This is a genomic window from Streptomyces sp. NPDC001536 (assembly GCF_042894505.1).
Taxonomy (GTDB): Bacteria; Actinomycetota; Actinomycetes; order Streptomycetales; family Streptomycetaceae; genus Streptomyces.
This window is the reverse complement of the sequence record NZ_JBIAVQ010000003.1, coordinates 401,055-426,352: the sequence shown is the minus strand read 5'-3', so window position 1 is coordinate 426,352 and position 25,298 is coordinate 401,055. Positions and strand designations below refer to the sequence as shown.

Below are 25,298 nucleotides of genomic sequence, written 5' to 3'. Positions count from 1 at the left end.
TCGGGACCGACCTTACGCAGCCGCCCACAGTTCGGCCCCGCGGGCCTCCACGACCGAACGGACGCGGTGCAGCAGTTCCTCCGCCGGTACGGCTCCCGGTTTGCGTCCGTCGCGCAGTCGTACGGCGGTCAGGTCGGCGTGGGCCTCGCGGGCGCCGATCACCGCGACGTACGGCACGAGACGGGCCTCGCGGATGCGGGCGCCGAGGGTGCCGTGGTCGGGGCCGGCGAGTTCGGCGCGCAGACCGAGGCCGAGGGCGCGGCGGACCACCTTCTCCGCCTGTTCGTACTGCTCCTCGGAGACCGGCAGCACGACCAGCTGCACCGGTGCCAGCCACGCCGGGAACGCCCCGTCGTGCTCCTCGATGAGATGCGCGACCGCTCGTTCCACACTGCCGATGACGCTGCGGTGCACCATGACCGGCCGGTGCTTGGCACCGTCGGCGCCGATGTAGTGCAGGTCGAAGCGTTCGGGCTGGTGGAAGTCGATCTGCACGGTGGACAGGGTGGACTCACGGCCCGCGCGGTCGGTGATCTGTACGTCGATCTTCGGGCCGTAGAAGGCCGCCTCGCCCTTCACCGCCTCGTACTCGACGCCGTCGAGGACCTGTTCCAGCAGGGCGGTGGCGCGCTGCCACAGTTCCGGATCCGCCACGTACTTGTCGCCCTCCCCGGGCAGCGACAGCCGGTAGCGGGCGGCCCGGATGCCGAGGTCGGCGTAGGCGCGGCGGATCAGGTCGAGGGCGGCGCGGGCCTCGTCCACGGCCTGCTCCAGGGTGCAGAAGATATGGGCGTCGTTGAGCTGGATGGCCCGGACCCGGGTCAGCCCGCCGAGCACACCGGACAGCTCGGAGCGGTACATGCCGCCCAACTCAGCCATGCGCAGCGGGAGTTCGCGGTAACTGTGCGAGCGGGAGCGGTAGATGAGGGCGTGGTGGGGACAGAGGCTGGGCCGCAGCACGACCTGCTCGCTGCCCAGCTCCATGGGCGGGAACATGTCCTCGCTGTAGTGGTCCCAGTGCCCGGAGATCTCGTACAGCTCCCGTTTGCCGAGCACGGGCGAGTACACATGCCGGTATCCGGCGGCCCGCTCGGCCTCCCGGACGTACTCCTCCAGGGTGTGCCGTACGACGGCCCCGTCCGGGAGCCAGTACGGCAGTCCCGCGCCCATCAGCGGGTCGGTGTCGAACAGGTCGAGCTCTCGGCCGAGGCGGCGGTGGTCGGACACGGCGGTTTCCTCTCGGTGAGAGGGCGAGAGCCGCCGGACAGCGAAGAACCCCGGGGCACTCGCCCCGGGGTTCGCGTCAGTTCGTGGGTCAGCGCGCCGGGACGTGGTCCGGCGTCGTCGTCAGAGACGGGTTGGCGCGCTTCATGGGGGGACCGTAACAGGGGGTGGGGGGAGGCGGCGAAGACTTTTTCGTCCCCGGCGTCGGCGTGATGCCCGCGCCCGTTGTGAGGCCATCGGCGGGGGAGCGCTGGAGAGGAACCCGCAGCAGAACGCCGGGTGACCGAGTACTCGGGTCACCCGGCGTTCCACGCGTCGTACGAACTACGCGCGCGTCGCCTTGCGACGGCGGGTCGCCAGGACGATGCCCGCGCCGCCGGCCAGGAGGACGGCCGCGCCGATGGCGATCGGGCCGGTCGCGCTGGAGCCGCCGGTCTCGGCGAGGTCGTCGCCGCCGCCGTTCGGGGTGGCGGCGGGGGCCGTGGTGGACTCCGAGGCGGACGGGGTCGGGGAGTCCGTCGACGGGGTCTCGGAGGCCGGAGGCGTGGACTCGGACGCCGGCGGGGTCGACTCGGAGGCCGGCGGGGTGGACTCGGACGCCGGGGGCGTCGACTCGGCGGGCGGGGTCGCCGGAGGCGTGGTCTGCGTCGTCGAGCAGTCCTTCGTGCCGCCGTTCCAGGCCGCGATCAGCTTGTCCTTGATGACCGGACGGTCCGGACCCTTGGGCAGCTCACCGTGGGTGAAGCCGTCGTTGGCGTCGAGGTCGCCGTCGAACTTCGTGGCACCCCGGTACAGGTCGATCTGCGCGTAGCAGCCGGCGTCCGGCACCGCGATGTCGAGGGAGTCGGTCTGACCCGGCTTGACGGTCACCGTGTCGAAGTCGACGAAGATCTGCTCGCCGGAGGTCGCGAAGGTCGGACCGTGGGCGATGTAGGAGGCCAGCGAGGCCGTGCAGGTCGCCGCGTCCTGGGCGGCGCGCACCTTGATGTGGACCTTGCCGTCCTCGGTCGGCTTCAGGTTCTGGTCGTCGACCTTGACGGAGTCGAAGAAGCTGACCCCGTCGAGGGAGAACTGGCAGCGGTCGGTCCCGGTCTCCGTACCCGCGCCCGTGCCGGGCTTGTAGGTACCGCCGTGGTTCCAGCCGTCGCCGCCGGGCCCGGTGGCCCAGGCGGCGGATGCGCCAGAGGCGCAGAGGGCGAGCGTCGCGGCGCCCGTCCCCAGCAGGCGCCGCACGGTGACACGTCTCGCTATGGACATGCGTATCCCATCAGGGTGGAGTGATCCGAAAACGCCGAGGGCACAGAAAAGCACTCGGCAACACTGGGCTCATTGGTCACATGCGCCACAGCTGCGCACATCGTGGATCTCGCCGCCGAACAGTGTCAACCTGCGGGAATGCAAGGTCTGTTCACCGGCCATCACAATTCCGCCACACGAGGAACAGAGTGCTCCGCAAAGTGGGGAGGTTCGCCCCTCCACAGCTGTGGACAGATTCCCCTTTGTTCGTCTTTGCCGTACGCACAGAGCACCCAGGAGATCGTGTGACCCCCGACCTCTCGTCCAGGGACCCGAACTGGTGGCGGCAGGCCGTCGTCTACCAGGTCTACCCCCGAAGCTTCGGCGACGCCGACGGCGACGGGCTCGGTGACATCAGAGGCGTCACCGAGCGGCTCACGCATCTGAGCGGCCTGGGCGTCGACGCCCTGTGGCTGAGCCCCTTCTACCCGTCCGAGCTGGCCGACGGCGGCTACGACGTCGCCGACTACCGGGACGTCGACCCACGCCTGGGCACCCTCGACGACTTCGACTCCATGATCGCCGAGGCCCACCGGCTCGGTCTGAAGGTCATCGTCGACCTCGTCCCCAACCACAGCTCCCACCGGCACGTGTGGTTCCAGGAGGCCCTGGCCGCCGGGCCCGGCTCGCCGCCCGCGAGCGGTACGTCTTCCGGGACGGACGGGGTGCGCACGGGGAACTGCCGCCCACCGACTGGCAGTCCGTGTTCGGCGGCAGCGCGTGGCAGCGGGTGCCGGACGGGCAGTGGTACCTGCACCTGTTCACGCCCGAGCAGCCCGACTTCAACTGGGACCACGACGAGGTCCGCGCCGACTTCCGCACCACCCTGCGGTTCTGGTCCGACCGGGGCGTCGACGGCTTCCGCGTCGACGTGGCCCACGCCCTCGCCAAGGACCTCGCCGAGCCGCTGCGCGACCTCGGGGCGCCCGAACTCAGCGGCGAGCAGGCGCTGACCGAGTTCGCGCCCGGCGCCCACCCCTTCTTCGACCGCGACGAGGTCCACGAGATCTACCGCGACTGGCGCAAGGTCTTCGACTCCTACCGCCCGCCCCGCATGGCGGTCGCCGAGGCCTGGGTCCCGAGCGCGGCCCGCCGCGCGCAGTACGCCCGCCCCGAGGAACTCGGCCAGGCCTTCAACTTCGCCTATCTGCTCGCGGGCTGGGACGCGGCGGAACTCCGCGAGGTCATCGCCGACTCCCTCGCCGGCGCCCGCGAGGCCGGGGCGTCGGCCACCTGGGTGCTCTCCAACCACGACGTCGTACGCCACACCTCCCGCCTGATGCTCCCGCCGGGAACGGACGAGAACGCCTGGCTGCTCTCCGGCGGCCACGCCCCGGAGGTCGATGCCGCCAAGGGGCTGCGCCGCGCTCGCGCCGCCACGCTCCTCATGCTGGCGCTGCCCGGATGCTCGTACGTCTACCAGGGCGAGGAACTCGGGCTGCCCGAGGTCGCCGACCTGCCCGTGGAGGTGCTCCAGGACCCGATCTGGGAGCAGACGGGACGGGTGCGCAAGGGCCGCGACGGCTGCCGGGTGCCGCTGCCGTGGACGCGGACCGGGCCCTCGTACGGCTTCGGCGCGGGCGGGGCCTGGCTGCCGCAGCCGGAGAGCTTCGCCCAGTACGCCGTCGAGGCCCAGGACGGCATCGAGGGCTCGACCCTGGAGCTGTACCGCACGGCCCTGAAGCTGCGCCGCAAGCTGCTGGAGGGGGAGACGCTGACCTGGGCGGACGGGGCTGCCGACGGAGTGCTGGACTTCGTACGCCACGACGGGTGGCGGTGTGTCGCCAACCTGTCCCCGGCGGCGGTGGAGCTGCCGCCGGGCGAGGTCCTGATCGCCAGCGGCCCGCTGGAGGACGGGCTGCTGGGACCGGACACCACGGTCTGGCTGGCCTAGACCGATCAGCCGATGGTCGGGCTCGGGCTGGCGCCCGCGGCCGGGGTGGCGCCCGCGGCCTCGCCGGGGAGCGCGACCGGGGTGGAGGTCGCGGTCGCCGGCGGGGTGAGGACGACCATCGGCTCGCCGGGCTGCGGGGGCGGCGGGGTCAGGTCGGAGTTGGGCAGCTTCGGCGGGGTGGTCTGCTGGAAGAGGGCCTGGTCGAAGTTGACGAAGCCGGTCTTCTCCATGACCGTGATGTGGTCCAGGACCGTGTCGTTGGCCTGGTCCGCGAGCGCCCGCACCAGCGAGTTCTTGGTGGTGGAGCGGATCTTCGCCACCGTGTTGAAGATCGAGCCGTGGGTGATGCGCAGGATGTTGGCGAAGTTCGAGTCGAACTCCCGGCCGGTGCTGGAGTTGATCTGGTTCACGAACGCCACCTGCTGCGGGCTCGCCACGTTCGGCAGGGTGATGTTGAGCATCGGGGCGATCTTGCGGCAGGTGGTGTCCAGCGCGGCGTGACCGTCGACAAGATGCTCGCCCGCGACCTTGACCTCCTTGGTCGTCCCCTTCTCCATGCCGATCTTGCCCAGGGGGTACTCCCACAGACCGGCCGCCCGCACCTTGACCACGAAGTCGCGGTCCTGCTCGGTCAGCGGGCCCCACTGGGTCTGGGCGATCACGCGGTCCTGTGCGGTGGACACCTTGTCGAAGCCGAGCATCGCGGGGTAGGCGAGCGCGACCAGGGTCAGGCTGAGCGCACCGCCCACGAAGAGCGTGCCCGTGGCATTCCGCGAAAAGCGCACCGTGGCTCCTGTCCGATCGGGGGTTGTTCGGACCTGTAGTACGCACGGGGAGCCACCGGTGTTCATGATGCGTACGTCACTTCGCCGGTCACCCGAACGAACCCGCACCCTCCGGTGGACAGGCAACCCGTACGGACGCGCAGCGCGGGCCCCGGCCCCGACGCCCCGTCAGAATCGAGGAATGAGCCGGAAGACAGCCGCCCTGGGTATCACCGCACTCACCCTGATCACATCGGCCTGGACGCCCGCCCACGCGCACGGCGGCCGCGACCTCTGGGCCACCGTCACCATCGTGCCCGGCCGCGAGGGCATCGTGGAGGCCGCCGGATACACCGGCCCCGCCCTCGGCGCCGGGTCACGCCTGACACTCACCGCCCCCGAGGGCACCGAGGTCACCGGCACCCCCCTCGACACCCACGGCTACCGCGGCGCGGTCGACACCGACGGCGACAGCGCCACGTACACCTACACGGGCACCGCGAACGGCGGCGCCTGGCAGGCGCAGACCTTCCCCTTCGTCCTCGCCGTCCCGGCCGACGCGGTGCCCGGCACCCGCCTGACCGGCTGCGTGATGCGGCTCACGGACGCGCACGGCACCCGCAAGGACCACGGCACCTGCGTGGTGACCGTGGGCCTGCCCGAACCGACGCTGACCAGCCCCGAGTCCGGGGTACCGCTCACCGCGCGGCCGGAGATGGCCGGGACCGCGTATCCGGGGGCGCAGGTGACCGTGCGGCACGAGGACGCGCAGGACGAGGGGGTGACCGGGCAGGGACCGGAGCCGGGGACCGAGGTGTGCACCGCGACGGCCGGCACCGGCGGAACGTGGTCCTGCCGGCCCGCTGTGGCGCTGCCCGCCGGTCCGGGACGGCTCCAGGCGACCGCCTCCCTCAACGGAGTCAGCGCGCTGAGCGAGCAGAAGAACGTCACCGTGGGGCCCGCCTCGCGGTGACGGGTCACGACGGGTTCGCGTGGGACACCCTGCGCAGCACCGTCGGGTAGGGCAGCGCCGTGGCCAGTTCGCGCGCCCGGGCCGCGCACTGCCCGGCCTCGTCCGTGCGGCCCAGCACCGCCAGCGCCGTCGCCTGCGCGGTGCGGGCCTCGCACTCGGTGACCGCCTCGCCCGACGAGGCGGCCCGCACCGCCTCCTCCGCGGCGAGCCGGACGGCGCGCGCGGGGTCGCCGGCCGTGAGGTGGGCCCAGGCGGCGATGACGGGGACGCCGGTGCCGGACACGGTGGCCAGCAGGGCGAGGGCACGGTCGGGACGGACGTCGCGGAGCGCCAACTCGGCCTGTGCGGTGCGTACTTCGTACTCGGCCTGGTGGTCGGGGCGGCGGACCACACAGTGGGCCGCGCGGGTCAGCAGTTCCCGGGGGTCGGGCAGGGCGGGGCGGGGGCCGCCGCGCAGCTGGACGCGGGCGAGGGCGGTGAGGGCGTACGGCAGGCACCAGCCGGAGTGCGCCTGGGCCTCGTCCACCGCGACGGCGGCGAGTTCCGTGGCCTTCTCGAACTCGCCGAGCAGGAGGTGTACTTCGGCGAGGTTGGCGCGTTCGAATGCGGCGGCCTCCGGGTCTCCGCAGCGGTCGGCGAGGTCGAGGGCGCGGGTGCCGAGCGCGGCGGCTTCGCGTAGCCGGCCCGAGCGTCTCGCGTGCTCGCGCAGGATCGACAGGACCCTTGCCAGCAGTCGGGGGTCGCCGTGTGCCTCGGCGTGGAGGAGGGCGGCGTCTGCGGTGGCCTGTGCCTGCGGCAGGCGGCCGGTGAGGGCGAGGGCGGTGGATTGTTGGGCGAGGGCCCGGGCGAGGAGGGCGTGTGCGGGTGCGTTGTGGCTGGTCGCGCCCCGCGGCGGAGCCGCAAATCGATGCAGCCCCGCGCCCCTGAGGACGTCACGCTCACCTGCGCTTTGTTCCGCTGTGCGTGCTGCCCCCAACGAGCCCTCGTAGTCGCCCGTCACAAAGCACAGGACTCCCCGGGCCATCCAGTGCGCCGCGACCGACTCCGACGGCATCCCCTCGCTCGGGCGGTACGCGTCCAGCAGACGGAACCCCTCCGCCGCCGACCCCGTCTTGGCCAGCGTCTCCGCCAACTCCGCGGCCACCCGCACCTGTTCCTCCGCGCTCCCGTGCCTGCGCAGATCCGTCAGTGCCTCCCGCAGTACCCGCGCCGCGTCCTCGTGGCGGGCCATGCGGCGCAGCACCGCGGCGTGGTCGAGGCGGATGCGGGCGGCCTCGGCGGTCACCGCGTCGAGGCGGGCGGTCAGGGCGCCGTAGTAGTGGTCGGCGGTGTCGTCGGCGCCGACGGCGGCGGCCCGGCGTGCCGCCATGTGCAGATGGTCGGCGGCGCGCGGATCGTCGGCCCCGGTGAGATGCGCGGCGACGGCGTCCACGGCCGAGGGGCGTTGTCGTAGCAGCAACTCGGCGTACGCGGTGTGCAGTTGGCGGCGCCGGGCGGTCGAGAGGAGTTCCCGGCACACCAGCCGGATGAGCGGATGCCGGAACCCCAGTCCGGCCACGGTCCGCCCGTCCGCGGGGACGGTCCGTTCCTCCAGTACGGCGGCGGCGAGCGCGGCGTCGATGCCGTCGACGAGGGCTTCGGAGCCCGCGATCTCCTCCACCTCCGACAGCGCCGCGGCCCCGCCGCACGCCACCGCCACCACCTCGACCACCCGGCGGGCGGCCGGGCTCAGGCGGGAGAGACGGTCGGTGACCAGGAGGCGGATGCCTTCCGGAGGGGGCAGGGCCTCGTACGCCGACATGCCGGATGTGGCCTTGGCCAGTTCCAGGGCGAACAGGGGGTGTCCCAGGGAGAGTTCCCAGACGCGTTCCAGGGCCGACGGCCCTCCGCCGCTCATCGCGTCCGCCGCCAGCCTCAGGCAGTCCGCGCGGTCCAGCCGGGGGAGGCGGATGCGGTGGGCCGCCCCCTGGCGGACGAGGGTGTCGAGGAGGGTGCGGCGCGGGTCCGGCTCGGGAAGGTCCTCGGGGCGGTAGGTGGCCAGGAAGCGCACCTTCGCGGGCCCCTGGGTGCGGCGGGCCAGACGGCTCAGCAGGTGCAGCGACGCCGTGTCGGCCGTGTGGACGTCGTCCAGCACCACCAGCACACCGCCGGGCGCCGCCGCCGAGGCGAGCAGCGCGGAGACGGCGGCGAAGATCCGCTCGCGTTCGTACTCGGGGCCGCCGCCGTGCCCGGGCGCCGGGCCGATCTGGCCCAGCGACGGCAGCAGCGCCGCCAGCTCGGGGTGCTCCGCGCCCACCCGGGCCCGCTCGGCCGCCGGGCGCTCGGTCAGCCAGCCCTCCAGGGCCTCCACGAACAGGCCGTACGGCGCCTGCTCGGCTGTGTCGTGGCCCGCGCCCCACAGGACGGCGGCCCCGTCCGCCGCGGCCCGCCGTGCCGTCTCCGCGGCCAGCCGGGTCTTGCCGATGCCGGCCTCGCCGCCGACCACGGACAGCGCGGGGCGGGCGGGGTCGAGAAGGTGTTCCAGTTCGGTCCGCCGGCCGACGAACGGCGAGGCGGCGAGGGTGTCGACGACGGCCGGCGGCGGTGTCGGGGCGGCGGGAGCGGGACGTCGTAGGACCGTCTCGGAGGTGGCCAGGGCCGCGCGGTGCAGCGCCTCCGTCTCGGGCCCGGGCCGGATGCCCCACTCGGCGTCCAGCGCGCGCCGGCACTGGTGGTACTGGGCCAGGGCGCGGCGCCGCATGCCCTCGCGGAGGTAGGCGCCGATCAGGACCCGGTGGGCGCGCTCCTCGGCGGCGCTGTCGGCGAGGATCCGGCGGGCGGTGGCCGCGGCGCGTTCCGTCTCGCCGTCGGCCAGGTACGCCTCGGCGAGGGTGAGCCGTACGGAGTCGCGCAGCGCGTCGAGCCGCTCGCGGCGGGCCTCCACCCACGGGGTGTAGCGGTGCTCGGGGAGCAGCTCGCCGGTGAAGGCCTCCAGGGCCGTGGCCAGGGCGGCGGTGGTCCCGGTGCGCAGGGCGCGTTCGGCGAGGGTCTCGGCCTCGTCGGCGTCGATCCACACCGTGTCGGGCGCCAGCCGGAGCAGTGCGCCCTCGCCGACCAGGTACGAGGAGGGGGTGCGGGCCGTGAGCTCCGGTTCCAGGGCGCGGCGGGCGGCGTGCAGGGCGACGCGGAGGCTGCCGAGGGCGGCGGGGGTGCCGGCCGTGTCGGGCCAGCACATCTCGATGATCTCCTCGCGGTGCCGGACCCGGCCCGGGGAGACGGCCAGCAGTTCGACGAGGCGACGGGAGCTGGGGCGCGGCCAGCGGTCGGCGACGGGGGCCCCGTGCGTCCGTTGCGCGCGGAAGCCGCCGAGCAGATACAGCCGCAGAACGGGCGGCGCCGGACGGCGCACGGCACCGTCCGCCGTTTCTGCGTTTCTGCTGCTCATGAGGGCCGCACTCTAGCCCGGTTTCCTGTTTTGACCGGAATATGACCGGACAAATAAAATGTACGGACATGTGAAGCGCGCGCACGAACGACCGGAGGCCCCGCGGTTTTTGACCTCATCGGTCTCACGGGGCTCCCGGCGTGTATCCCTACCCCCCACAGGAGGGATACGGCGGCTCCCGTCCCGAGGGGCATGACTCGGCCCTGCTCGTGGCCAATGTGTCGGAACAGGGCCGATGTGAATGACTTTAGGCAGCGGGCGTTACTGGTGAATTACCGATGCTTGAGATGGGGTTGACCACTTCGCGGGAGAGTCGAAAGAAGGCCCGGCCCTAGATTCGGCGCATGCCCCCACACCCCCCTGCCACCCTTCCCGTGCTCCCCTACCGCAAGCCCACCAAGGGCCGTGACTACTGGGTCCTGGACGACGTCCTGCCCGACGCGGACGCCGTACGGGAGCGGTGTCTGGCCAAGGACGACTGGGTCGAGGGACATCCGCACAAGCCGGAGGCCTGGCCGGGGCTGCGGGCCATGCCGGGACTCGCGCCGGACGAACTGGCCCGGGTCGAGCGGCTGGTGCGGCAGGCCACCGGCGCCAAGGAGCTGTGGGTCCAGCGCACCCCCGGCGGCGGCACCCTCAACCACAACTGCGTCCAGGTCGTCGGCGAGGGCGAGAGCACGCCCCGCCCGCACACCGACTCGCGCACCCTGTGCCGGTACGCGGCCGTGCTCTATCTCAACCCCGGTGTCCCCAAGGACTGCGGGACCAGCTTCTACCGCCAGTCCCTGCCCGGCGGCCGCCTCGGCGGCAACGTCGTCCAGGCCCCGCACAACAACCTCGTCGACGCGCTCGGCACCCGGTTCGTGGCACCGGACGCCTTCGAGGAGGACGTACGCGTGCCGCACCGGTACAACCGGCTGCTGCTCTACAGCGCCAACCTGGTGCACAGCGCGACCGGGTACTGCGGCACCACCCTGGAGGAGAAGCGGATGACGGCGGTCTTCTTCTGGATGGCGTGAGACGCCGGCGCGGGAGCCGGCGGCGGCGTCAGTAGCGGACCGCCCTGTCCACCTCCGCCTTCACCGCACCGGACAGTTCGCGGTTGCTGCGGGCCGTCGCCTTGCCGGATCCGCCCGCCGCGACGTCGGAGACGGTCACCGCGACCGCGTCGAGGACGTTGCCGCCGGCGTCGGTGAAGTTCACCTGCACCAGGAAGGACCGCTGCGAGCCACCGGTGTTCGTCGCGGTCACCCAGACCTCGGAGCGCCCGCCGGAGGCCGTGACCTGGCCGAGCCGCACGTCGCCCTTGACGTCGACACCGCCCTTGATGTCGTCGAACTTCTCGCCGACCTGTGCCGTCGCCGACGCGAACGCGTCCGCGCCCTGGGACGCGAGGGAGGCGGCCCTGCTCGCCACCGACGCGGGGGTGTCGTCGTCGGAGCAGCCGGTGAGTCCGGCGAGCCCGGTGAGTGCCGCGGCCGCGACGGTCGCCGCCAGGGCCCGGCGGTAGCCGTTCATATCGCCTCCAGGGTGCTGCGGGGGTCCCTCCAGTGAAGATCGGTCCGCCCGCGGCCGCACCCGGGCCGTCACCCGTACGGCCCTGCCCCCGTGGTGGCGGCCGGGGCCCGGGCGGATCGTCGAACCATGACTCAGCAACCGCACGCGACCCCGCCCTCCGCGAACCAGCCCTCGGCGGCCCCGTCCTCCGCGACCCCGCCCGTATGGGACAAGGACCATCAGCGGACCGCGCCCACCCCGGCCGACATGCCGGCGGGCAGCGGGTTCGCGAGCGGAGGGGTCGTCTTCGCCGGTGTCCTGATGCTGGTGAACGGGGTGATGGCGATCCTCCAGGGCATCTCCGCGCTCGCCACGGACGATGTCTACAACCGGGTCGGCGACTACGTCTACAAGATCAGCCTCACCGGCTGGGGCGTCATCATGCTCGTCCTCGGCGTCGTCCTCCTGGCCGTGGGCTACGGCGTCCTCAAGGGCGCCTGGTGGGCCCGGATGACCGGCATCTTCCTGGCGTCGATGAGCATGGTCCTGCACTTCCTGTTCCTGCCGTACGCCCCCGTCTGGTCCGTGATCTTGGCCGGCGTCGACTTCTTCGTGATCTGGGCCCTGGCGACGGCCCCCGACACCGCCCGGCCCAAGACGCCGTAACACCGGTGTCCCCGCGTTCGCGGACCGGGGCGCCGGCGGCCGGGCCTCGCTCAGGTGCCCGGCAGCGAAACCGCACGCTGTCATGGCGGGGCGCCCGATGCCGAGCGCCCTTCGGACGGCACGGTGAAGAGGGGCTGCCCCTGGTCGGCGGGGCAGCCCCGGCCTCACACCGTCACACGTGTCCCAGACCGCCGCTGCCGAAGGATCCGCTGGACCCGGGCAGCCAGCGCTTTCGCCGCTGGTCCTTGCCCCGTTTACTGCTGTGATTGAGCTGATACGGCATGAGCCGCTCCCGCTCCGCGAGCGGGACCACGTTCGGCTCCCGCATCTCTCTGACCTCGCGGATCGCGCCGGTGCTGGGAAGGTGGGGCTGCTCGTCCGGGCGCGGCCGCAGGAGTTCCCGGTCCTGCACGCGCATGCCGAACTGTACGGCCCAGATCAGTGCACCGGCGATGACCGCGCCACCGACGAAAGCGGCGATCACGTTGAGCACATCGCTCCCCGCGGCCGCTACTACAAACGCTGCCGTACTCATATTGCAAGTATCACCGAAATGCCTCAAAAGGGCAGTCCCGAATTCGGGGAACCTGTCCATGTGCTGTCGTGGTGATTTCCGGGAACTCGGCTTTAGGCCGTGCCGTTGCCAACTAAAGGAACAGTAAACGGAGTTGGATTCACGGAGGTCCCCACCATGGTCCAGAACCCGAGCCGCAGAGCCGTCCTCGGCGGCGCCGCGGCACTGGCCGCACTGGCGGTGACGGCCGCCCCCGCCACCGCGCAGGCCGCCACCTGGCCCGCCGAGTTCCCGCTGCCGAACGGCTGGCTGCCCGAGGGCATCGCGATCGGCTCGAAGCCGTACGCGTACTTCGGCTCCCGCGCCAACGGCGGCATCTACCGCGTCGACCTGCGCACCGGCGAGGGCACGATCCTCTACGCCGGAGCCACCGGCCAGATAGCCGTCGGCCTGAAGATCGACCGCGACGGCCTGCTGTACGTCGCGGGCAACACCGGCGTCGCCCGCGTCCACGACTCGCGCACCGGCGAGGTCGTCCGCTCCTTCCAACTGAGCGAGGCCACCGGCCACTTCATCAACGACGTCACCCTGCTCGGGGACCGCGCCTGGTTCACCGACTCCCGCGCCGCCCAGCTCTACAGCGTCCCCCGCGGCCGCGGCGGCGCCGTCCGCACCCTCCCGCTCACCGGCGACTGGGTGCAGCTCCCCGACGTCAACAACGCCAACGGCATCGTGGGCACCCCCGACGGCCGCGGCCTGATCGTCGTCAAGTCCACCCCCGGCGAGCTCTACCACGTCAGCCCGAGGACCGGGGCCGCCACGAAGATCACGCTGGTCGGCCAGGCGGACGTCGTCAACGGCGACGGTCTGTGGCGGATCGGTCGCACGCTGTACGTCGTCCAGAACCGCCTCAACAAGGTGAGCGTCTGGGACCTGGACGCCGGGGCCACCACCGCGACCCTGAGCGCCACGATCACCGACCCCCGCTTCGACGTGCCGACCACCGCCGCCCGCTTCGGGGACCGGCTGTACCTGGTCAACGCCCGCTTCACGACCCCGCCGACACCGGAGACGACGTACAACGCCGTCGCCGTGTCCCTGTGACACCACCCCGGGCATGAGTCCGCCCCCTCCGGCCGCGCCGGAGGGGGCGAACGTCCTCGCGCCGGGCGTCAGTTGACGCTGCGGCCGCGTCGGTACGCCACCCAGCCGGCGCCCGTCAGGGCGGCCGCGAGGACGGCGACGGACAGGACGGTCACGCCGGTGGAGGCGAGGCTGCCACCGGTGGAGCCGGTGGCTACGGTGCCTCCGGCCGAGCCGCCGGTGGTGCCGCCCGAACCGGAGCCGCCGGAGCCGTCGGAGCCGGAGTCCGGGTCGTCCGGGGTGTCCGTGCCGTCGTCCGTGCCCGGGTCCGTGTCGACCGGGTCCTGGCCGACGAAGCTGACCGGGACCTTCACGTCCTGGGAGCGGTCGCCGGAGAGGGTGTGGTCGGCGCGGGTGGCCAGGACGCACTTCGCCTCGAAGCAGTCGGTGAACTCGTCCTTGGCGTCCACGGTGAGCTCGACCTCGAAGGAGCCGCCGTCCTCGTACGGGGTCGCCAGGTCCTCGCCGTAGTCCGGCGGGTTGGAGGAGATCCACGCCGAGGAGTGGGACGCGCCGGTCATGTCGACGCCGCCGACGCACGGGGTGGGCAGTTCGCCGTCGCCGTTGTCGACGCACAGGGCGACGTAGACGCCCTTGTCCTCGTCGTAGCCGGAACCGGTGATCTTCAGGGTCTGGTTCTCGGTGGCGAGGTTGTTGACCGGGGTGACGGTCAGCTTCTGGCCCTCGGCGCCGGTGCCGGTCCTGGAGCCGGAGGGCTCGTCGTCGTCCGCGGGCGGCTGCTCACCGTCGTCCGCCTCCTCGACCGTCAGGGTGATCGACGAAGTGCGGGTCGTACCCACCGGGTTGGTGAACTCGGCGCGGTACTCGTAGCCGTCCTGCGCGGCCTTCGCGGTGAAGGTGTACGCGTTCTTCGTCGCCCCCTCGATCCTCGACCAGGTCTGGCCGCCGTCGGGGCTGACGCTCCAGGCCACCGTGGGCTCCGGGGTGCCCTCGGCGGCGGCGACGAGGGCGACCTCGGCGCCGGGGGACACGGTCCGGTCGGTGGGGGACTGGGTGACCTTGGGGGACATCCGCAGGTCGAGCTTGACGACCTGGTTCGCCGTGCCCTTGGTGACGTACACGGACGTGGCGCCGGGCGTGACGGCGAGGCCCGCGTAGACGGTCGACTCGCTGCCCGCCAGGGTGACCGGGGCGGCCGCCTGCCGGAAGGTCGCGCTGTCCAGGATCTCCAGGGAGCCGTCGTCGTCCCCGGTCTCGTCGGAGAGGTCCTCGCGCAGCACGAAGGCCCGCCCGGTGGCCTTGTCGAAAGCGGCCGCCGTGGGCCGGTCCGCACCGGTCAGGGTGGTCAGCGGCTTGCCGTCCTTGTCGAGCACGAGCACCGAAGTGCCGCCGCCCACCCAGACGTTGCCGGTCGCCGGGTCCGTCTCGACGAAGTAGACGGAGTTGTCGGCGGGCAGTTCGGTCGTGGCGGTGACCTGGAAGCCGGCGGTGTCCACCCGGCGCAGCACCCGCTTGTCCTCGGCGGTGCCGATGGACCAGGCCACGCCCCGGGCGGCGTCCACCCCGAGCGCGCTTCCGCCCTCGAGGGTGACCGTGTTCCTCACGGTGCCGGTGGCGAGGTCGACGCGGCGCAGCTCGGGGCCCGCGGCGATCAGCACGGAGGAGGTGTCGGCGTCCTGGCCGACGCCGCTGAAGGCGGTGCCGTTGTACCAGTGGCCCTGTGCGGCCGTGTCGCCGTCCTTGGCGAGGCCGATGCCGCGCAGCGGGTAGTGGAACGCGACGCCGTCACCGGCGAGCGGGCCGATGATCCGGCGGACGGTACGCCCGGCCATCACGCCATTGAGACCGGGGGCCTGGGCGATGTGGCCGAGGACCTTGCCGTCCGCGGGATCGAGGACGTACAGGCCCTGCTCGTTGACGTCGGCGGTGTCGACGACGTTGTCCGAACCGACGTACAGCTTCCCGGAGTCGGGGTGCAGCAGCAGGTCCAGGGGGCGGCCGACGTTCTCGAACACGGCCGACCGGACATAGCTGATCGTGCCGGGCGGCACCTCCACGCCGTCGCCGTCGTCGCCACCGGTGTCCTGCCCCTCCCAGGTGACGGGCACCCGTACGTCCTGGGAGCGGTCGCCGGGGTTGCGGTGGTCGACGCGGGTGACGACCGAGCAGGCGTACCGCAGGCAGTCGACGCTCGCATCCTTGGCCTGCGCCTTGATCTCGACGTCGAAGGTGCCGCCCGCGCCCCAGTTGAGGGCGAGGTCGCCCGCGTACTCGTCGCCCTCGGGGACGATCCAGTGCGAGGAACTGCCCTGGCCGTTCTCGTCGGCGCCGCCGATGCAGGGGCTCGGGACCTTGCCGTCGCCGTTGTCCCGGCACAGGGCGACGTAGATCGCCTTGGTCGCGTCGTAACCCTCGCCGGTGACGCGGAGCGTCTCGCCGTCGGGGTCCAGGTTCGCGGTGGCGGAGACGGACAGCTTCTGGCCGCCCGCGCCGATACCGGTCCTCGGGGTGTCGGCGGCCTGCGCGGCCGGGCCGAGGGCCACGGAGGCGGTCACGAGCGCGGCGGTGCCGAGCAGCGCCGCCGGGCGTCTGAGAGGCATGGGAGTTCCTCACTCCTTCGTCGGGTGCGCGCGCCCGGCACTTCGGGCGGCCCGGGGCCGGGCCCCCGGGTGGGTGAGGGCCCGGGCTGCCGGGAGGGCTACTGGAAGGTGACCGGGACGTGGACGTCGTACTTGCGGTCGTTGGTGTCGAAGTGGTCGGCGCGGGTGACGATCGCGCAGTCGACGGTCTCGCCGCAGACGTTGCCGTCGCCGAGGTCGGGGTTGACGTAGATGTTCACGTTGAAGGTGCCGCCGGTGCCGAACCTGGAGCTGTTGGCGAACATGCCGCCGAAGGTGTTGTTGACCCAGTGCGAGGCGCCGGTCGCGCCGGTCTGGTCCTGGCCGCCCAGGCACGGAGTCGGCTTGTTCACTCCGGCCGCTCCGTCGACCACACACAGACCGACGTAGATGCCCTGGCCGGTGTTGAAGCCGGAGCCGGTGACGTTGACGACCTGGCCGGCCGCGGAGGCGGTGCCCGGCGCGGTCACCGACAGGTTGTACGTGGTGGTGCCGTCGACGATCGTGCGCGTCGACGTGGCGGCGGACGCGGAGGTCGCCAGGCCCAGGGTGAGGGCGGAGGCGGCGGCGACGGCGAGACCGGCACGGGCGGCGAGGTTGGCTCTCATGGGGAGAGGCACCTTTCTGAAGAGGTTGAACTTAGGTAAGGCTTACCTAAGTTCAACCTCTCGGGATTGTCAATGGACGGCAAAGGTGACTTCAACGGCCTTGAAGGCGGCAGGAGTTGAGCCGTCGGCCGAGTGCAGCCGCACCACGTGCTCGCCCTCGACGGCGTTGTCGTACACCGGGAACGTCCGGGAGACACGGCCCTGTTCGTCCGCCGTGGCCTGGTAACGGGTGTCCCCGTCGATCGCGACCAGGACGACCTCGCCGGGGGCGAATCCCGCACCGGAGACCTGCTGCCGGGAACCCGGGGCCAGGGCGGAGTGGGCGACCGAGGCGCCGGGAGGGGCCGGTTCGGGCCCGGCCTGTTCCGTCTCCGTGGGCGTACGCGGCGGCGTGGGCGTCGGCTCCGGCGTCTCCCGGACGTCCTCGCTCCCCGTGCCCACCGTCACGTCCAGCACCCCGAACGCGTCCCCGGCCGCGTACCGCGTCCCGCTCCACTCGGACAGCAGCGCCGCACCGTCCGCGGTGAGCGACGCCCGAAGTCCTCTCCAGGTCACCCCACTTGTCCGTACGACGGGTTCGGCGCCGGACGTCACCTCGGCCAGGTCGAGTTCGCGTGCCTGTCCGGCCACGGCCGTGCGGGCGAGCAGGGTGCCGCCGTCGCCGTCGAGACGCAGCCGCAGCCCGCTCAGGGGCAGTCGTTCTCCGGCGGCGGAGGTCAGCAGGGCGGTACCGCCCAGCTCCACGTCCGCGTCCCCCGCCTCGGGGTCCGCGCCACCACCGGCCGCCGGGAACCAGGCACGGTCCCCCGATCCTCGTACGGCGGGCGCGGCGACGTCGAGCGAGACGTCCTGGTCCGCGAGGGTCAGGGCCGCGTAACCGCCGGACACCTCGCGCGGATACGCGTCCGCGTCCTGCGCCACCGCGGCGCCCGGACACAGCAGCGCGAGCAGCGCGCCGCCCGTGACGGCGGCGGCGCCGGGTCTGTTCGCCATCTTCGAGTCTCCCTGGGGGAAGTGGGGTTGGAGTCAGCCGGCGCGCGTGGCCGACCGGCGCCTGCGCGCCCACAGCCAGGTGCCGGTGCCGGCGGCGACCAGGCCGGCCGCGGTGAGGCCCGCGGTCAGCGCGGTGGAGCCGGTGGAGGCGAGGGGGCCGTCACCGGTGCTCTGCGAACCCGTGGTGCCGGAACCGCCGGTGGCGCCGGAGCCGCCCGTCGTCGTGGCCGTCGAGGCGGTCGCGCCCGGCGTCGACGTGGCGGTGGACGAACCGGCCCCGCCGAACGTCACCGGGATGCGCACCGTCTGGCTCTGGTCCCCGCCCCGGGTGTGGTCGTTGCGCGTGATGACCGCGCAGGTGACGCCCGGCTTGGTGCAGTCGGTGTTGGCGTCCTTGGCGCGCACCTTGAGCCGCACGGAGAAGGAGCCGTCGTGCCCGCTGCCCTTGTACGGCTCGGCGAGACCCTCGCCGTAGGAGGGCGGGTCGGAGGAGACCCACACGGAGGCCCCGGACTCGCCGGACATGTCGACGCCGCCGACACAGGGGGTCGGGGTCCTGCCCGCCCCGTTGTCCACGCAGAAGGCGACGTAGATGCCCTTCTCCGTGTTGTAGCCGGTGCCGGAGACGGTGACCGTCTCGCCCGCCGCGGCCAGGCCCGAGCTCTTGGAGACGGTGAGTTTCTGCCCCTCGGGACCGGTCGCCGTATCGGCCGCGACGGCTGGTGAAACCACGGTCAACACCAGTCCGGCCGAGGCGGCAACCCCGGCGAACCGGACAACTCCTCGGCCGCGTAGGGCACTTGAGGACAGCAAGGCGGCACCCCCACCATGAGGTAATAAGGTAAACCTAACCTAATCTATTCTCAACTGTGTGGGGCCCGGGAGACTCGGAGGAACTTCGGCGATGCGTAGGTCAGGAAGACGGATCGGACTGGCGCCGTGGGCCCTGGCCCTCGCGCTGCTGACGGGAGGCTGTGCGGGCGGCGGCTCGGACACGGCGTCCACCGAGACCACACCGCTCTCCGCGAGCGCACGGGCGGCGGCCGCCGAGAAGCAGCTGGCGAAGAACACCCTCGTACCGCTGGCGGGCGAGGCGCCCACACCGAAGCTGCCGGTGACGGTCGACTCCTCCGACGGGCGCAAGGTCAGAGTGCGGGACGCGTCGCGCATCCTGCCCCTCAACGGCGGCATCGCGGAGACCGTCTTCACGCTCGGCCTCGGCGACAAGGTCGTCGGCCGGGACATCACCGCCACCTTCGCGGAGGCCGAGAAGCTCCCCCAGGTCACCAAGGCGCACGACGTGAGCGCCGAGAGCGTGCTGTCGCTGCGCCCGACGGTCGTGCTCGCCGACACCGACACCGGCCCGAGCGAGGCCGTCGAGCAGATCCGCGACGCGGGCGTCCCGGTCGTGGTCCTGGACCCGGCGACGAAACTGTCCGACGTCTCGACCCGCACGACCCGCGTCGCCCAGGCGCTGGGCGTCCCGGAGGCGGGCAAGGCCCTCAACTCCCGTATCGCCAAGGACCTTTCGGCGGCCAAGGCAGCGGTCCCCCGGGGCAGCAAGCCCAAGGTCGCCTTCCTCTACATGCGCGGCAGCGCGGCCGTCTATCTGATGGGCGGCAAGGGCTCCGGCGCCGACTCGCTGATCGAGGCCGCGGGCGCGGTCGACGCGGGCGTGGAGATGGGCCTGGACAAGCCCTTCACCCCCCTCACCAGCGAGGCCCTCATCGCCGCCGAGCCGGACGTGATCCTGATGATGGACAAGGGTCTGGAGTCTGTCGGCGGCATCGACGGCCTCGTCGACATCCCGGGCATCCGCGAGACCCCGGCGGGCGCGGACCGCCGTGTCGTGACCCTGGAGGACGGCGTGCTGCTGAGCTTCGGACCGCGCACGCCGTTGGTCATCGACATCCTTGTGGACAGAATCCACAGGGTGTGAACAACGCGTCGGCAACCCGCCCGGCGCCCGGCGGCGACCTGGAGGTGAAGTCCCAACCCCACGAAGGGAGTTCACCTCCATGCGCACCCGCATCGCGCGTCTCCTCACCCTCCTCACCGCCCTGCTGGCGGCGGCCTTCACCACGGCGGCACCCGCCCGGTCGGCCGACAACTGGAGCCCGCCCTCCCACCTCGTCCAACCGCTGAACGAGGTCTGGAACCACGTCGAGTCGACCTATCCGAACCTCTACGGCTTCCGCAACTACGGCTGGGACCAGGTCATGGCCAACCGGGGGAGCATCAACTACTGCGTCCGCTGGGAGTCCGACGCCCCCGTCAGCACCGCCCTGCGCGACCAGATCCACGCCCAGCTGAAGAAGCAGTTCGGCAAATGGATGGCGGCCATGGTCGACAACGGCACGGGCACCAACGCCTGGCCGTACACCCATGTGCCCGTCAACATCGTCGGCTGGGCGGTGAAGAACCGCTCTACGCTCCAGTGGAGCGACAACTCGGTCGACATCTACGTCAACAACCTGGACGGCGGCGGCGCCCCGCAGTGCGCGCCCGACTGCGGCCGCTTCTTCCACCAGGACGGCAACTACTCCAGGTGCCCCGGCGGCGTCGCCCGCCACTACGACCAGTCTCTGTGGCTCACCAAGGGCTTCCAGGGCGGCGCGGGCGGGGACTGGGGCCAGCGGGTCGGCCAGGAGTACTTCACCGGGGCCCTCGGTCAGGAGAACATCCATATCTATCTCCACGAAGTCGGCCACACCTTCGGGCTCGACGACTTCTACGACTGGACGCCGACCGGCCAGTGCTGTTTCCTCATGAAGGCCGGATCGGCCGCGCAGATAACCGAGTTCGACCAATGGATGGCGCGTGACTTCTGGCGTCATCTGAAGAGCCGCTACGGGCTCTGACCTGTTCTGTTCGAGGAGCGCGGGTGGACGACGTGGAGAGGACCCCGGTCCTGGTGACCGGCGGCAGCGGCTTCGTGGGCAGCCATCTGGTGAAACGGCTCCTGGAACGCGGCCATCGGGTCCATGCGACGGTCCGCAGCACCGCCGACTCGCCGAAGACCAGGCCGCTACGGGCGATGCAGGCCGAATTCCCGGACAGGCTCGACCTGTTCGAGGCCGACCTGCTCACCGAGGGCTCCTTCGACGAGGCCGCCGAGGGCTGCGGGACCGTCTTCCACGTCGCCTCCCCGTTCCTCGTACCGGAGAGGATCAAGGACGGCCGGCGGGACGTCGTGGAGCCCGCGCTGCACGGGACCCGCAATGTGCTCGGCACCATCGAGCGCACCCCGGCCGTCCGCCGGCTCGTCTTCACCTCGACCGTCGGGGCGATCTTCGGCGACTACGCCGACGTACGGGAGATGAAGGACGGGATCCTCACCGAGGAGTACGTCAACACCACCAGCACGGTGGAGAACAACCCGTACCACTACGCCAAGACGGTCGCCGAGCAGGCGGCCTGGGACGCGGCGAAGGCGCAGGACCGCTGGAGCATGGTGGCGGTCAACCCCGGCCTGATCCTGGGCCCTTCGCTCACCCCGGCCTCGGAGTCCGGCAGCCTCTTCCTCCTGGAGGAGCTCTTCAAGGGCTACTTCTTCTACGGCGCCCCGGACTTCAGCTTCACCACGGTCGACGTGCGGGACGTCGCCGACGCGCACATCGCCGCCGCCGAGAACCCGGACGCGCACGGCCGCTACATCCTCGCGGCGCCCACCATGACGTCCTTCCACGACATGTCCCGCATCCTGCGCGCCGAGTACCCCAGGGATCTCCGGCTGCCCCGGACCCGGCTGCCGCACTGGCCGGTCCGTGTCCTCGGCCCGGCGTTCGGCCTCACCCAGGACTACATCCGCAAGCACCTCGGCATCCGCTTCGAGGTCGACAACAGCCGCAGCGTCGACGAACTGGGCCTCACCTACCGCCCGATCGAGGAGACGGTCCTGGACCACTACCGCGCTTGGCGGGAACCGGCGCAGTGACCGCGCCCCGCGAGGGGGACGTCCCGCGGTACGACCGTCACCCGGCGGAAGTTGCACACGGCCGCCGACTCGCCCGCCTGTCCCTGGTACGCCTTGAGCGCCATGCTGACCAGGCTCAGCAGCAGGTCGACGTCGGTGTCGCAGTCCAGGTGGACGGTGACCCAGCGGGAGCCGGGGACGAGGTGGATGGCGGTGGACCCCTGGAGGTCCCTCGCGAACCGCTCGATCGCGTGCCCGGTCAGATGCAGGTCCACGTCCCGGTCGGAGTGGAAGTGCACGATCTCGCCGTGGGAGGAGCGCAGGGCCTGCCCGGTACCGCAGCTGGGGTGCCCCGCGCGGAGGTCGGGCCAGGCTTGCAGGCGCTCGAAGGCGCGCTCGGCGAGAGTCATGAGCCCATCGTCGCCTGCTCACCCCCGCGCAACCAGAGGTTGAGGGAAAAGTAACCGGGGCGTGAGGTCCACGGGCGGGCGCCGCCCGATCGATTGATTTCCTTCTCAACAGGCAACCTGGACACCCTTTTTACAGGTCTCACAGGTTGCTCACAGGCGGGCCGGTGTGCACATGGGGCCGCGCGGGGGTGCGTCCCCATCGCCGGCCGCCCGTGGGTTGTCCAGTCCGATGCCCCTGACCAGGGCACTCGCAGACGAGGAACCGATGACCAGTCAGCAACACCGCAACAGAGGCCGCTGGAAGCGCCCCGCGCTCGCCGCCGGCGCCGCGCTCACCGTCGTCGTCACCGGCGCCGGAGCCGCACCCGGCGCCGGAGCCGCGCAGGCCGCCACACCCGGCAAGCCGAAGCTCAAGCTCATCGCCGCGTCGAACTCCGTGACGCTCGACCGGTGGGAGGGGGAACCCGGGGTCTACCTGGACCTCGGCACGTACGTCACCGTCGACAACGCGCCCCTGGAGTTCAAGGTGACGCGCAAGTCGTACAAGGACCCCGTCGTCGCCAAGCAGGTCTTCCGCCACGACGGCAGAACGACCACCAAGGCGCTTCCCGCCGGGCTCGTGAAGGACTTCTCCGGGCTGCCCGGCTTCCTGGAGGTGTCCGTCAAGGACGCCAACGGACAGGAGGTCGCCCAGAGCAAGGGGAGCTTCTGCCCCAACAACGCCTCGGGCCGGCTGCGCCCGGACGCGCCCGCCACCTCGCACTATCCGGAGAGCTGCCCCACCAACCCGTTCACCCTCGGGTCGGTGTGGGGTGTCGAGAAGGGCTGGGCGTCCAACTCCAGCACCGTCGACTACGACAAGCCCGTGGACCTGCCGGCGGGTGAGTACACCGCGAAGGTGTCCGTCGCGAAGAAGTACCGGGACCTCTTCGGGATCCCGAACGACTCGCCGACGATCAAGGTGACCGTCCGGCAGATCAGCGACGGCGGTGGCGGCGGCCAGGGCCTGACCGCCCACCGGAGCGGGGCGCACGGCTCGGCCCACGGCGCGGCGCACGGTTCGGCCCAGGGGGCGGGCCACCACTACGGCCCGCGCGGTGCCGACGAGCCCACCCCGGGAGCCCTCTCCCACGCCCTGGAGGACCGTGGCCTCGCCCACCACCTGGGCGACGGCGCCGGCCACACCGACGGCTCGCGCATCGCGGCCGCGCTGCGGCCCAACAGCAAGCGGCCCACCGGACGGGCCGGGGTCCCGGCCAACGTGCCCAAGCCGGACCTGCGTTCCCTCCCGGCGTGGGACATCGCCATCACCGACGGCGAGGACGGCGACGTACCCGGCAAGGACTACCTGGCCTTCAGCGCCAACGTCTGGAACGCCGGTCCCGCGCCCCTGGTCGTCGACGGCTTCCGCAAGCCGGGCGCCGATCTGATGGACGCCTACCAGTACTTCTACGACGCGAACGGCAAGCAGGTCGGCTACACGCCCACCGGCACCATGGAGTGGGACCCGCGCATCGGCCACGAGCACTGGCACTTCACCGACTTCGCCAGCTACCGGCTGCTGAGCGCGGACCAGACGAGGGAGGTGCGCAGCGGCAAGGAGGCGTTCTGCCTCGCCAACACCGACGCCGTGGACTACACGGTGAAGAACGCCAACTGGAAGCCGTACAACACCGACCTGTCGACCGCGTGCGGTCAGCAGAACTCCATCTCGGTGCGTGAGGTCCTCGACGTCGGCTCCGGCGACACCTACACCCAGTACCGCCCCGGCCAGTCCTTCGACATCACGGACCTGCCGAACGGCACGTACTACATCCAGGTCATCGCCAACCCGGAGAAGCGCCTCCAGGAGACGAACCTGAACAACAACGTCGCGCTGCGCAAGGTGATCCTGAGCGGTGAACCGGGCAAGCGCACGGTCCAGGTACCGCCGCACGACCTGATCAACGCGCCGTAACCGAACGGTTCGTCGCGGGCGCGGGTGTCGCTCGGTGCCTCTCGCGGGCACGCACGGACACCCGCGCCCGGCCCCGCCGCCTCGGTCATCCGGCCGGCAGCGGGAACGCGGCCCTGATCTCCCAGCCGGACCCCGCGCGCGGTCCGGCCGTCAGCTCGCCGCCCAGCGCGGTCACCCGCTCCTTCAGCCCGACCAGCCCGAAGCCGCCGCCGTGCGCCGCGTCCGGGAGCTGGGTGCCGCCCCGCCCGTCGTCGGTTACGGACACGGTCAGACGGTCGCCGTCGAGGGCCAGCCGTACGGTGACCTCGGTCGCGTCGGCCGCGTGCCGCCGTACGTTCGTCAGCGCCTCCTGTACGACCCGGAAGGCCGCCGCCTGCACCTCGTGCGGCAGGTCGTCCGGGACGCCCGCGCGGTCCAGGGCGACCTTCTGGACCGGGCTCGCGAAGCGTTCCGTCAGCTCCTCGATGCCCGCGAGGTCGCCCACCGGGCGCCGGTCGGCCTCGGCCCCGTCCGAGTCTCGCAGCACTCCGACCGTGCGGCGCATGGACGCCAGCGCCTCGGTCGCGGCGCCCTCGATGCCCGCGAGGACCGGGTCGAGGTCCTCGGGCTGGGTGGTGGCCATCATGCGGGCCATCTGGGTCTGGACGAGGATGCCGGTCACGTGATGCGCCACGAAGTCGTGCAGGTCGGCGGCGATGGCGAGGCGTTCCTCGCGGCGGGTGTCGGCGACGGCGACGGTACGGCGGTAGTCCAGGGAGCGCAGATAGGCCGCGAGGGAGGCGACGAGACCGGCCAGCACCAGGCTGACCAGGACATAGGCAGGCCCCTCGCCGTTGCTCAGCTGCCGGAAGTCGCGGGCGGGCTGGGTGAGGACGGCGGCCAGGTCCAGCAGACCGCACACCACGGCCCAGCGCGGCGGGCAGTGCCGTACCGCGACGAACAGCAGGGACAGCAGGACGGCGACCTCGCCCGGACCGAACGGGGCGGCCCGGTCGGAAACGAGCGCCGACGCCGTGTACAGGAGGGAGACCAGGGCGGGTACGGCGGTGCGCAGCTGCGGGGTGAGCCAGCCGGGGCGCCGCGCGGCCGGCCACAGCAGCGCGGTCAGGCCGACCGCGAGGACGGCCACCGGGCGCCAGGCGCTGTACCCCGAGTCCTGCGCGCTCAGCACGTCGACGAGGCACAGCGCGATCAGCGCGCCCACGACGGCACCGCGGGCGCAGCCCCGGGGGGAAGCGGACTTCATGGGGATCACCGTATGCGCGCCGGTCCGGCGCCGGGATCGGCCGAACGGCCGAGGCGCGAGGCGTGTGGCAGGGCCCCTGGCCACCGACTGGTCAAATGTGAAACAAGGCGTGGTGGGTGGGGGAGATTCGGTACGGGTCTCCTGTGAGCGGTTTCGGCGCGAGACGCTCGAAGCGCTCTGCCGCTCCACAGCTC

Annotated in this window: 19 protein-coding genes and 2 pseudogenes; 9 read left to right on the top strand and 12 right to left on the bottom strand. The window is 72.1% G+C overall.

All coding sequences use genetic code 11. From position 1 onward, the window contains the following. Positions 1 to 12: 12 nt before the first annotated feature. Together thrS and ACFY0U_RS10890 are read right to left on the bottom strand one after the other, a co-directional pair. Positions 13 to 1,230: pseudogene (gene thrS, locus ACFY0U_RS10895) on the bottom strand (threonine--tRNA ligase); the annotation flags it as partial. 318 nt (positions 1,231 to 1,548) lie between these two features. Further along, positions 1,549 to 2,481, bottom strand: coding sequence for an LAETG motif-containing sortase-dependent surface protein (locus ACFY0U_RS10890; RefSeq protein ID WP_388633375.1), 933 nt, complete (start codon positions 2,479 to 2,481; stop codon positions 1,549 to 1,551). Between the two features lie 242 nt (positions 2,482 to 2,723). Between ACFY0U_RS10890 and ACFY0U_RS10885 the strand changes: the two are divergent. Next, positions 2,724 to 4,414, top strand: a pseudogene (locus ACFY0U_RS10885) (glycoside hydrolase family 13 protein). Positions 4,415 to 4,419: 5 nt separating this feature from the next. Here the strand turns inward: ACFY0U_RS10885 and ACFY0U_RS10880 are convergent. Beyond that, a complete protein-coding gene (locus ACFY0U_RS10880) occupies positions 4,420 to 5,163 on the bottom strand; it encodes a DUF4142 domain-containing protein (protein WP_388634308.1) in 744 nt (247 codons plus the stop codon). Between the two features lie 217 nt (positions 5,164 to 5,380). Here ACFY0U_RS10880 and ACFY0U_RS10875 point away from each other — a divergent pair, with 217 nt between their 5' ends. Further along, positions 5,381 to 6,151 carry a carboxypeptidase regulatory-like domain-containing protein gene (locus ACFY0U_RS10875; protein WP_388633373.1) on the top strand — a complete coding sequence of 257 codons (771 nt, stop codon included), beginning with the start codon at positions 5,381 to 5,383 and terminating at the stop codon, positions 6,149 to 6,151. Positions 6,152 to 6,155: 4 nt separating this feature from the next. On the opposite strand, the gene ACFY0U_RS10870 is transcribed toward ACFY0U_RS10875, so the two are convergent. Then, on the bottom strand, positions 6,156 to 9,575 hold the full coding sequence (locus tag ACFY0U_RS10870; RefSeq protein WP_388633370.1) for an AAA family ATPase: 3,420 nt from the start codon (positions 9,573 to 9,575) through the stop codon (positions 6,156 to 6,158). A 344-nt stretch (positions 9,576 to 9,919) separates the two neighbouring features. Between ACFY0U_RS10870 and ACFY0U_RS10865 the strand changes: the two genes are divergently transcribed. Continuing rightward, entirely contained in the window at positions 9,920 to 10,594 is a 675-nt protein-coding gene (locus tag ACFY0U_RS10865; protein WP_388633368.1) for a DUF6445 family protein, read from the top strand. A gap of 28 nt (positions 10,595 to 10,622) precedes the next feature. Here ACFY0U_RS10865 and ACFY0U_RS10860 read toward each other — a convergent pair whose 3' ends face one another. Continuing rightward, the gene (locus ACFY0U_RS10860; RefSeq protein ID WP_388633365.1) at positions 10,623 to 11,093 is read right to left on the bottom strand and encodes an FxLYD domain-containing protein; all 471 of its coding nucleotides are present in this window, start codon (positions 11,091 to 11,093) and stop codon (positions 10,623 to 10,625) included. A 126-nt stretch (positions 11,094 to 11,219) separates the two neighbouring features. Here ACFY0U_RS10860 and ACFY0U_RS10855 point away from each other — a divergent pair, with 126 nt between their 5' ends. Further along, positions 11,220 to 11,738 carry a hypothetical protein gene (locus ACFY0U_RS10855; RefSeq protein WP_388633362.1) on the top strand — a complete coding sequence of 173 codons (519 nt, stop codon included), beginning with the start codon at positions 11,220 to 11,222 and terminating at the stop codon, positions 11,736 to 11,738. A gap of 172 nt (positions 11,739 to 11,910) precedes the next feature. On the opposite strand, the gene ACFY0U_RS10850 is transcribed toward ACFY0U_RS10855, so the two are convergent. Then, positions 11,911 to 12,273, bottom strand: coding sequence for a DUF6479 family protein (locus ACFY0U_RS10850; RefSeq protein ID WP_388633359.1), 363 nt, complete (start codon positions 12,271 to 12,273; stop codon positions 11,911 to 11,913). Positions 12,274 to 12,429: 156 nt separating this feature from the next. Here ACFY0U_RS10850 and ACFY0U_RS10845 point away from each other — a divergent pair, with 156 nt between their 5' ends. Continuing rightward, positions 12,430 to 13,356: an SMP-30/gluconolactonase/LRE family protein gene (locus ACFY0U_RS10845; protein WP_388633356.1), complete on the top strand. Its 927-nt coding sequence runs from the start codon at positions 12,430 to 12,432 to the stop codon at positions 13,354 to 13,356. Between the two features lie 68 nt (positions 13,357 to 13,424). Here ACFY0U_RS10845 and ACFY0U_RS10840 read toward each other — a convergent pair whose 3' ends face one another. The 4 genes from ACFY0U_RS10840 to ACFY0U_RS10825 form a co-directional block, all read right to left on the bottom strand. Continuing rightward, positions 13,425 to 15,956 (bottom strand): immunoglobulin I-set domain protein, encoded by a 2,532-nt coding sequence (locus tag ACFY0U_RS10840; RefSeq protein ID WP_388633353.1) that lies wholly within the window; start codon positions 15,954 to 15,956, stop codon positions 13,425 to 13,427. 98 nt (positions 15,957 to 16,054) lie between these two features. Next, positions 16,055 to 16,582 carry a hypothetical protein gene (locus ACFY0U_RS10835; protein ID WP_388633351.1) on the bottom strand — a complete coding sequence of 176 codons (528 nt, stop codon included), beginning with the start codon at positions 16,580 to 16,582 and terminating at the stop codon, positions 16,055 to 16,057. Between the two features lie 69 nt (positions 16,583 to 16,651). Next, positions 16,652 to 17,575 (bottom strand): HtaA domain-containing protein, encoded by a 924-nt coding sequence (locus ACFY0U_RS10830; RefSeq protein ID WP_388633348.1) that lies wholly within the window; start codon positions 17,573 to 17,575, stop codon positions 16,652 to 16,654. A 33-nt stretch (positions 17,576 to 17,608) separates the two neighbouring features. Further along, positions 17,609 to 18,307 carry an LPXTG cell wall anchor domain-containing protein gene (locus ACFY0U_RS10825; RefSeq protein ID WP_388633345.1) on the bottom strand — a complete coding sequence of 233 codons (699 nt, stop codon included), beginning with the start codon at positions 18,305 to 18,307 and terminating at the stop codon, positions 17,609 to 17,611. Positions 18,308 to 18,479: 172 nt separating this feature from the next. Between ACFY0U_RS10825 and ACFY0U_RS10820 the strand changes: the two genes are divergently transcribed. From ACFY0U_RS10820 to ACFY0U_RS10810, 3 genes are all read left to right on the top strand, one after another. Beyond that, positions 18,480 to 19,514: a hemin ABC transporter substrate-binding protein gene (locus ACFY0U_RS10820; protein WP_388633342.1), complete on the top strand. Its 1,035-nt coding sequence runs from the start codon at positions 18,480 to 18,482 to the stop codon at positions 19,512 to 19,514. Between the two features lie 79 nt (positions 19,515 to 19,593). After that, positions 19,594 to 20,436 carry a hypothetical protein gene (locus ACFY0U_RS10815; RefSeq protein ID WP_388633340.1) on the top strand — a complete coding sequence of 281 codons (843 nt, stop codon included), beginning with the start codon at positions 19,594 to 19,596 and terminating at the stop codon, positions 20,434 to 20,436. Positions 20,437 to 20,459: 23 nt separating this feature from the next. Next, on the top strand, positions 20,460 to 21,512 hold the full coding sequence (locus ACFY0U_RS10810) for an NAD-dependent epimerase/dehydratase family protein (RefSeq protein ID WP_388633337.1): 1,053 nt from the start codon (positions 20,460 to 20,462) through the stop codon (positions 21,510 to 21,512). Here the strand turns inward: ACFY0U_RS10810 and ACFY0U_RS10805 are convergent. Next, positions 21,482 to 21,901 carry a luciferase family protein gene (locus tag ACFY0U_RS10805; protein WP_388633335.1) on the bottom strand — a complete coding sequence of 140 codons (420 nt, stop codon included), beginning with the start codon at positions 21,899 to 21,901 and terminating at the stop codon, positions 21,482 to 21,484. The two genes, ACFY0U_RS10810 and ACFY0U_RS10805, sit on opposite strands and share 31 nt — an antisense overlap. A 265-nt stretch (positions 21,902 to 22,166) precedes the next feature. Between ACFY0U_RS10805 and ACFY0U_RS10800 the strand changes: the two genes are divergently transcribed. Beyond that, the gene (locus ACFY0U_RS10800; protein ID WP_388633332.1) at positions 22,167 to 23,858 is read left to right on the top strand and encodes a lysyl oxidase family protein; all 1,692 of its coding nucleotides are present in this window, start codon (positions 22,167 to 22,169) and stop codon (positions 23,856 to 23,858) included. A gap of 85 nt (positions 23,859 to 23,943) precedes the next feature. Here the strand turns inward: ACFY0U_RS10800 and ACFY0U_RS10795 are convergent, their stop codons facing one another. After that, complete coding sequence (locus tag ACFY0U_RS10795; protein ID WP_388633329.1) at positions 23,944 to 25,104, bottom strand: sensor histidine kinase; 1,161 nt, start codon at positions 25,102 to 25,104, stop codon at positions 23,944 to 23,946. Positions 25,105 to 25,298: the final 194 nt, after the last annotated feature.

Coding starts and splice junctions, on each gene's coding strand:
- ACFY0U_RS10795 (WP_388633329.1), bottom strand. CDS start 25,104: ATGAAGTCCGCTTCCCCCCGGGGCTGCGCCCGCGGTGCCGTCGTGGGC.
- ACFY0U_RS10845 (WP_388633356.1), top strand. CDS start 12,430: ATGGTCCAGAACCCGAGCCGCAGAGCCGTCCTCGGCGGCGCCGCGGCA.
- ACFY0U_RS10875 (WP_388633373.1), top strand. CDS start 5,381: ATGAGCCGGAAGACAGCCGCCCTGGGTATCACCGCACTCACCCTGATC.
- ACFY0U_RS10855 (WP_388633362.1), top strand. CDS start 11,220: ATGACTCAGCAACCGCACGCGACCCCGCCCTCCGCGAACCAGCCCTCG.
- ACFY0U_RS10890 (WP_388633375.1), bottom strand. CDS start 2,481: ATGTCCATAGCGAGACGTGTCACCGTGCGGCGCCTGCTGGGGACGGGC.
- ACFY0U_RS10820 (WP_388633342.1), top strand. CDS start 18,480: ATGCGTAGGTCAGGAAGACGGATCGGACTGGCGCCGTGGGCCCTGGCC.
- ACFY0U_RS10860 (WP_388633365.1), bottom strand. CDS start 11,093: ATGAACGGCTACCGCCGGGCCCTGGCGGCGACCGTCGCGGCCGCGGCA.
- ACFY0U_RS10800 (WP_388633332.1), top strand. CDS start 22,167: ATGACCAGTCAGCAACACCGCAACAGAGGCCGCTGGAAGCGCCCCGCG.
- ACFY0U_RS10835 (WP_388633351.1), bottom strand. CDS start 16,582: ATGAGAGCCAACCTCGCCGCCCGTGCCGGTCTCGCCGTCGCCGCCGCC.
- ACFY0U_RS10805 (WP_388633335.1), bottom strand. CDS start 21,901: ATGACTCTCGCCGAGCGCGCCTTCGAGCGCCTGCAAGCCTGGCCCGAC.
- ACFY0U_RS10865 (WP_388633368.1), top strand. CDS start 9,920: ATGCCCCCACACCCCCCTGCCACCCTTCCCGTGCTCCCCTACCGCAAG.
- ACFY0U_RS10840 (WP_388633353.1), bottom strand. CDS start 15,956: ATGCCTCTCAGACGCCCGGCGGCGCTGCTCGGCACCGCCGCGCTCGTG.
- ACFY0U_RS10870 (WP_388633370.1), bottom strand. CDS start 9,575: ATGAGCAGCAGAAACGCAGAAACGGCGGACGGTGCCGTGCGCCGTCCG.
- ACFY0U_RS10815 (WP_388633340.1), top strand. CDS start 19,594: ATGCGCACCCGCATCGCGCGTCTCCTCACCCTCCTCACCGCCCTGCTG.
- ACFY0U_RS10850 (WP_388633359.1), bottom strand. CDS start 12,273: ATGAGTACGGCAGCGTTTGTAGTAGCGGCCGCGGGGAGCGATGTGCTC.
- ACFY0U_RS10830 (WP_388633348.1), bottom strand. CDS start 17,575: ATGGCGAACAGACCCGGCGCCGCCGCCGTCACGGGCGGCGCGCTGCTC.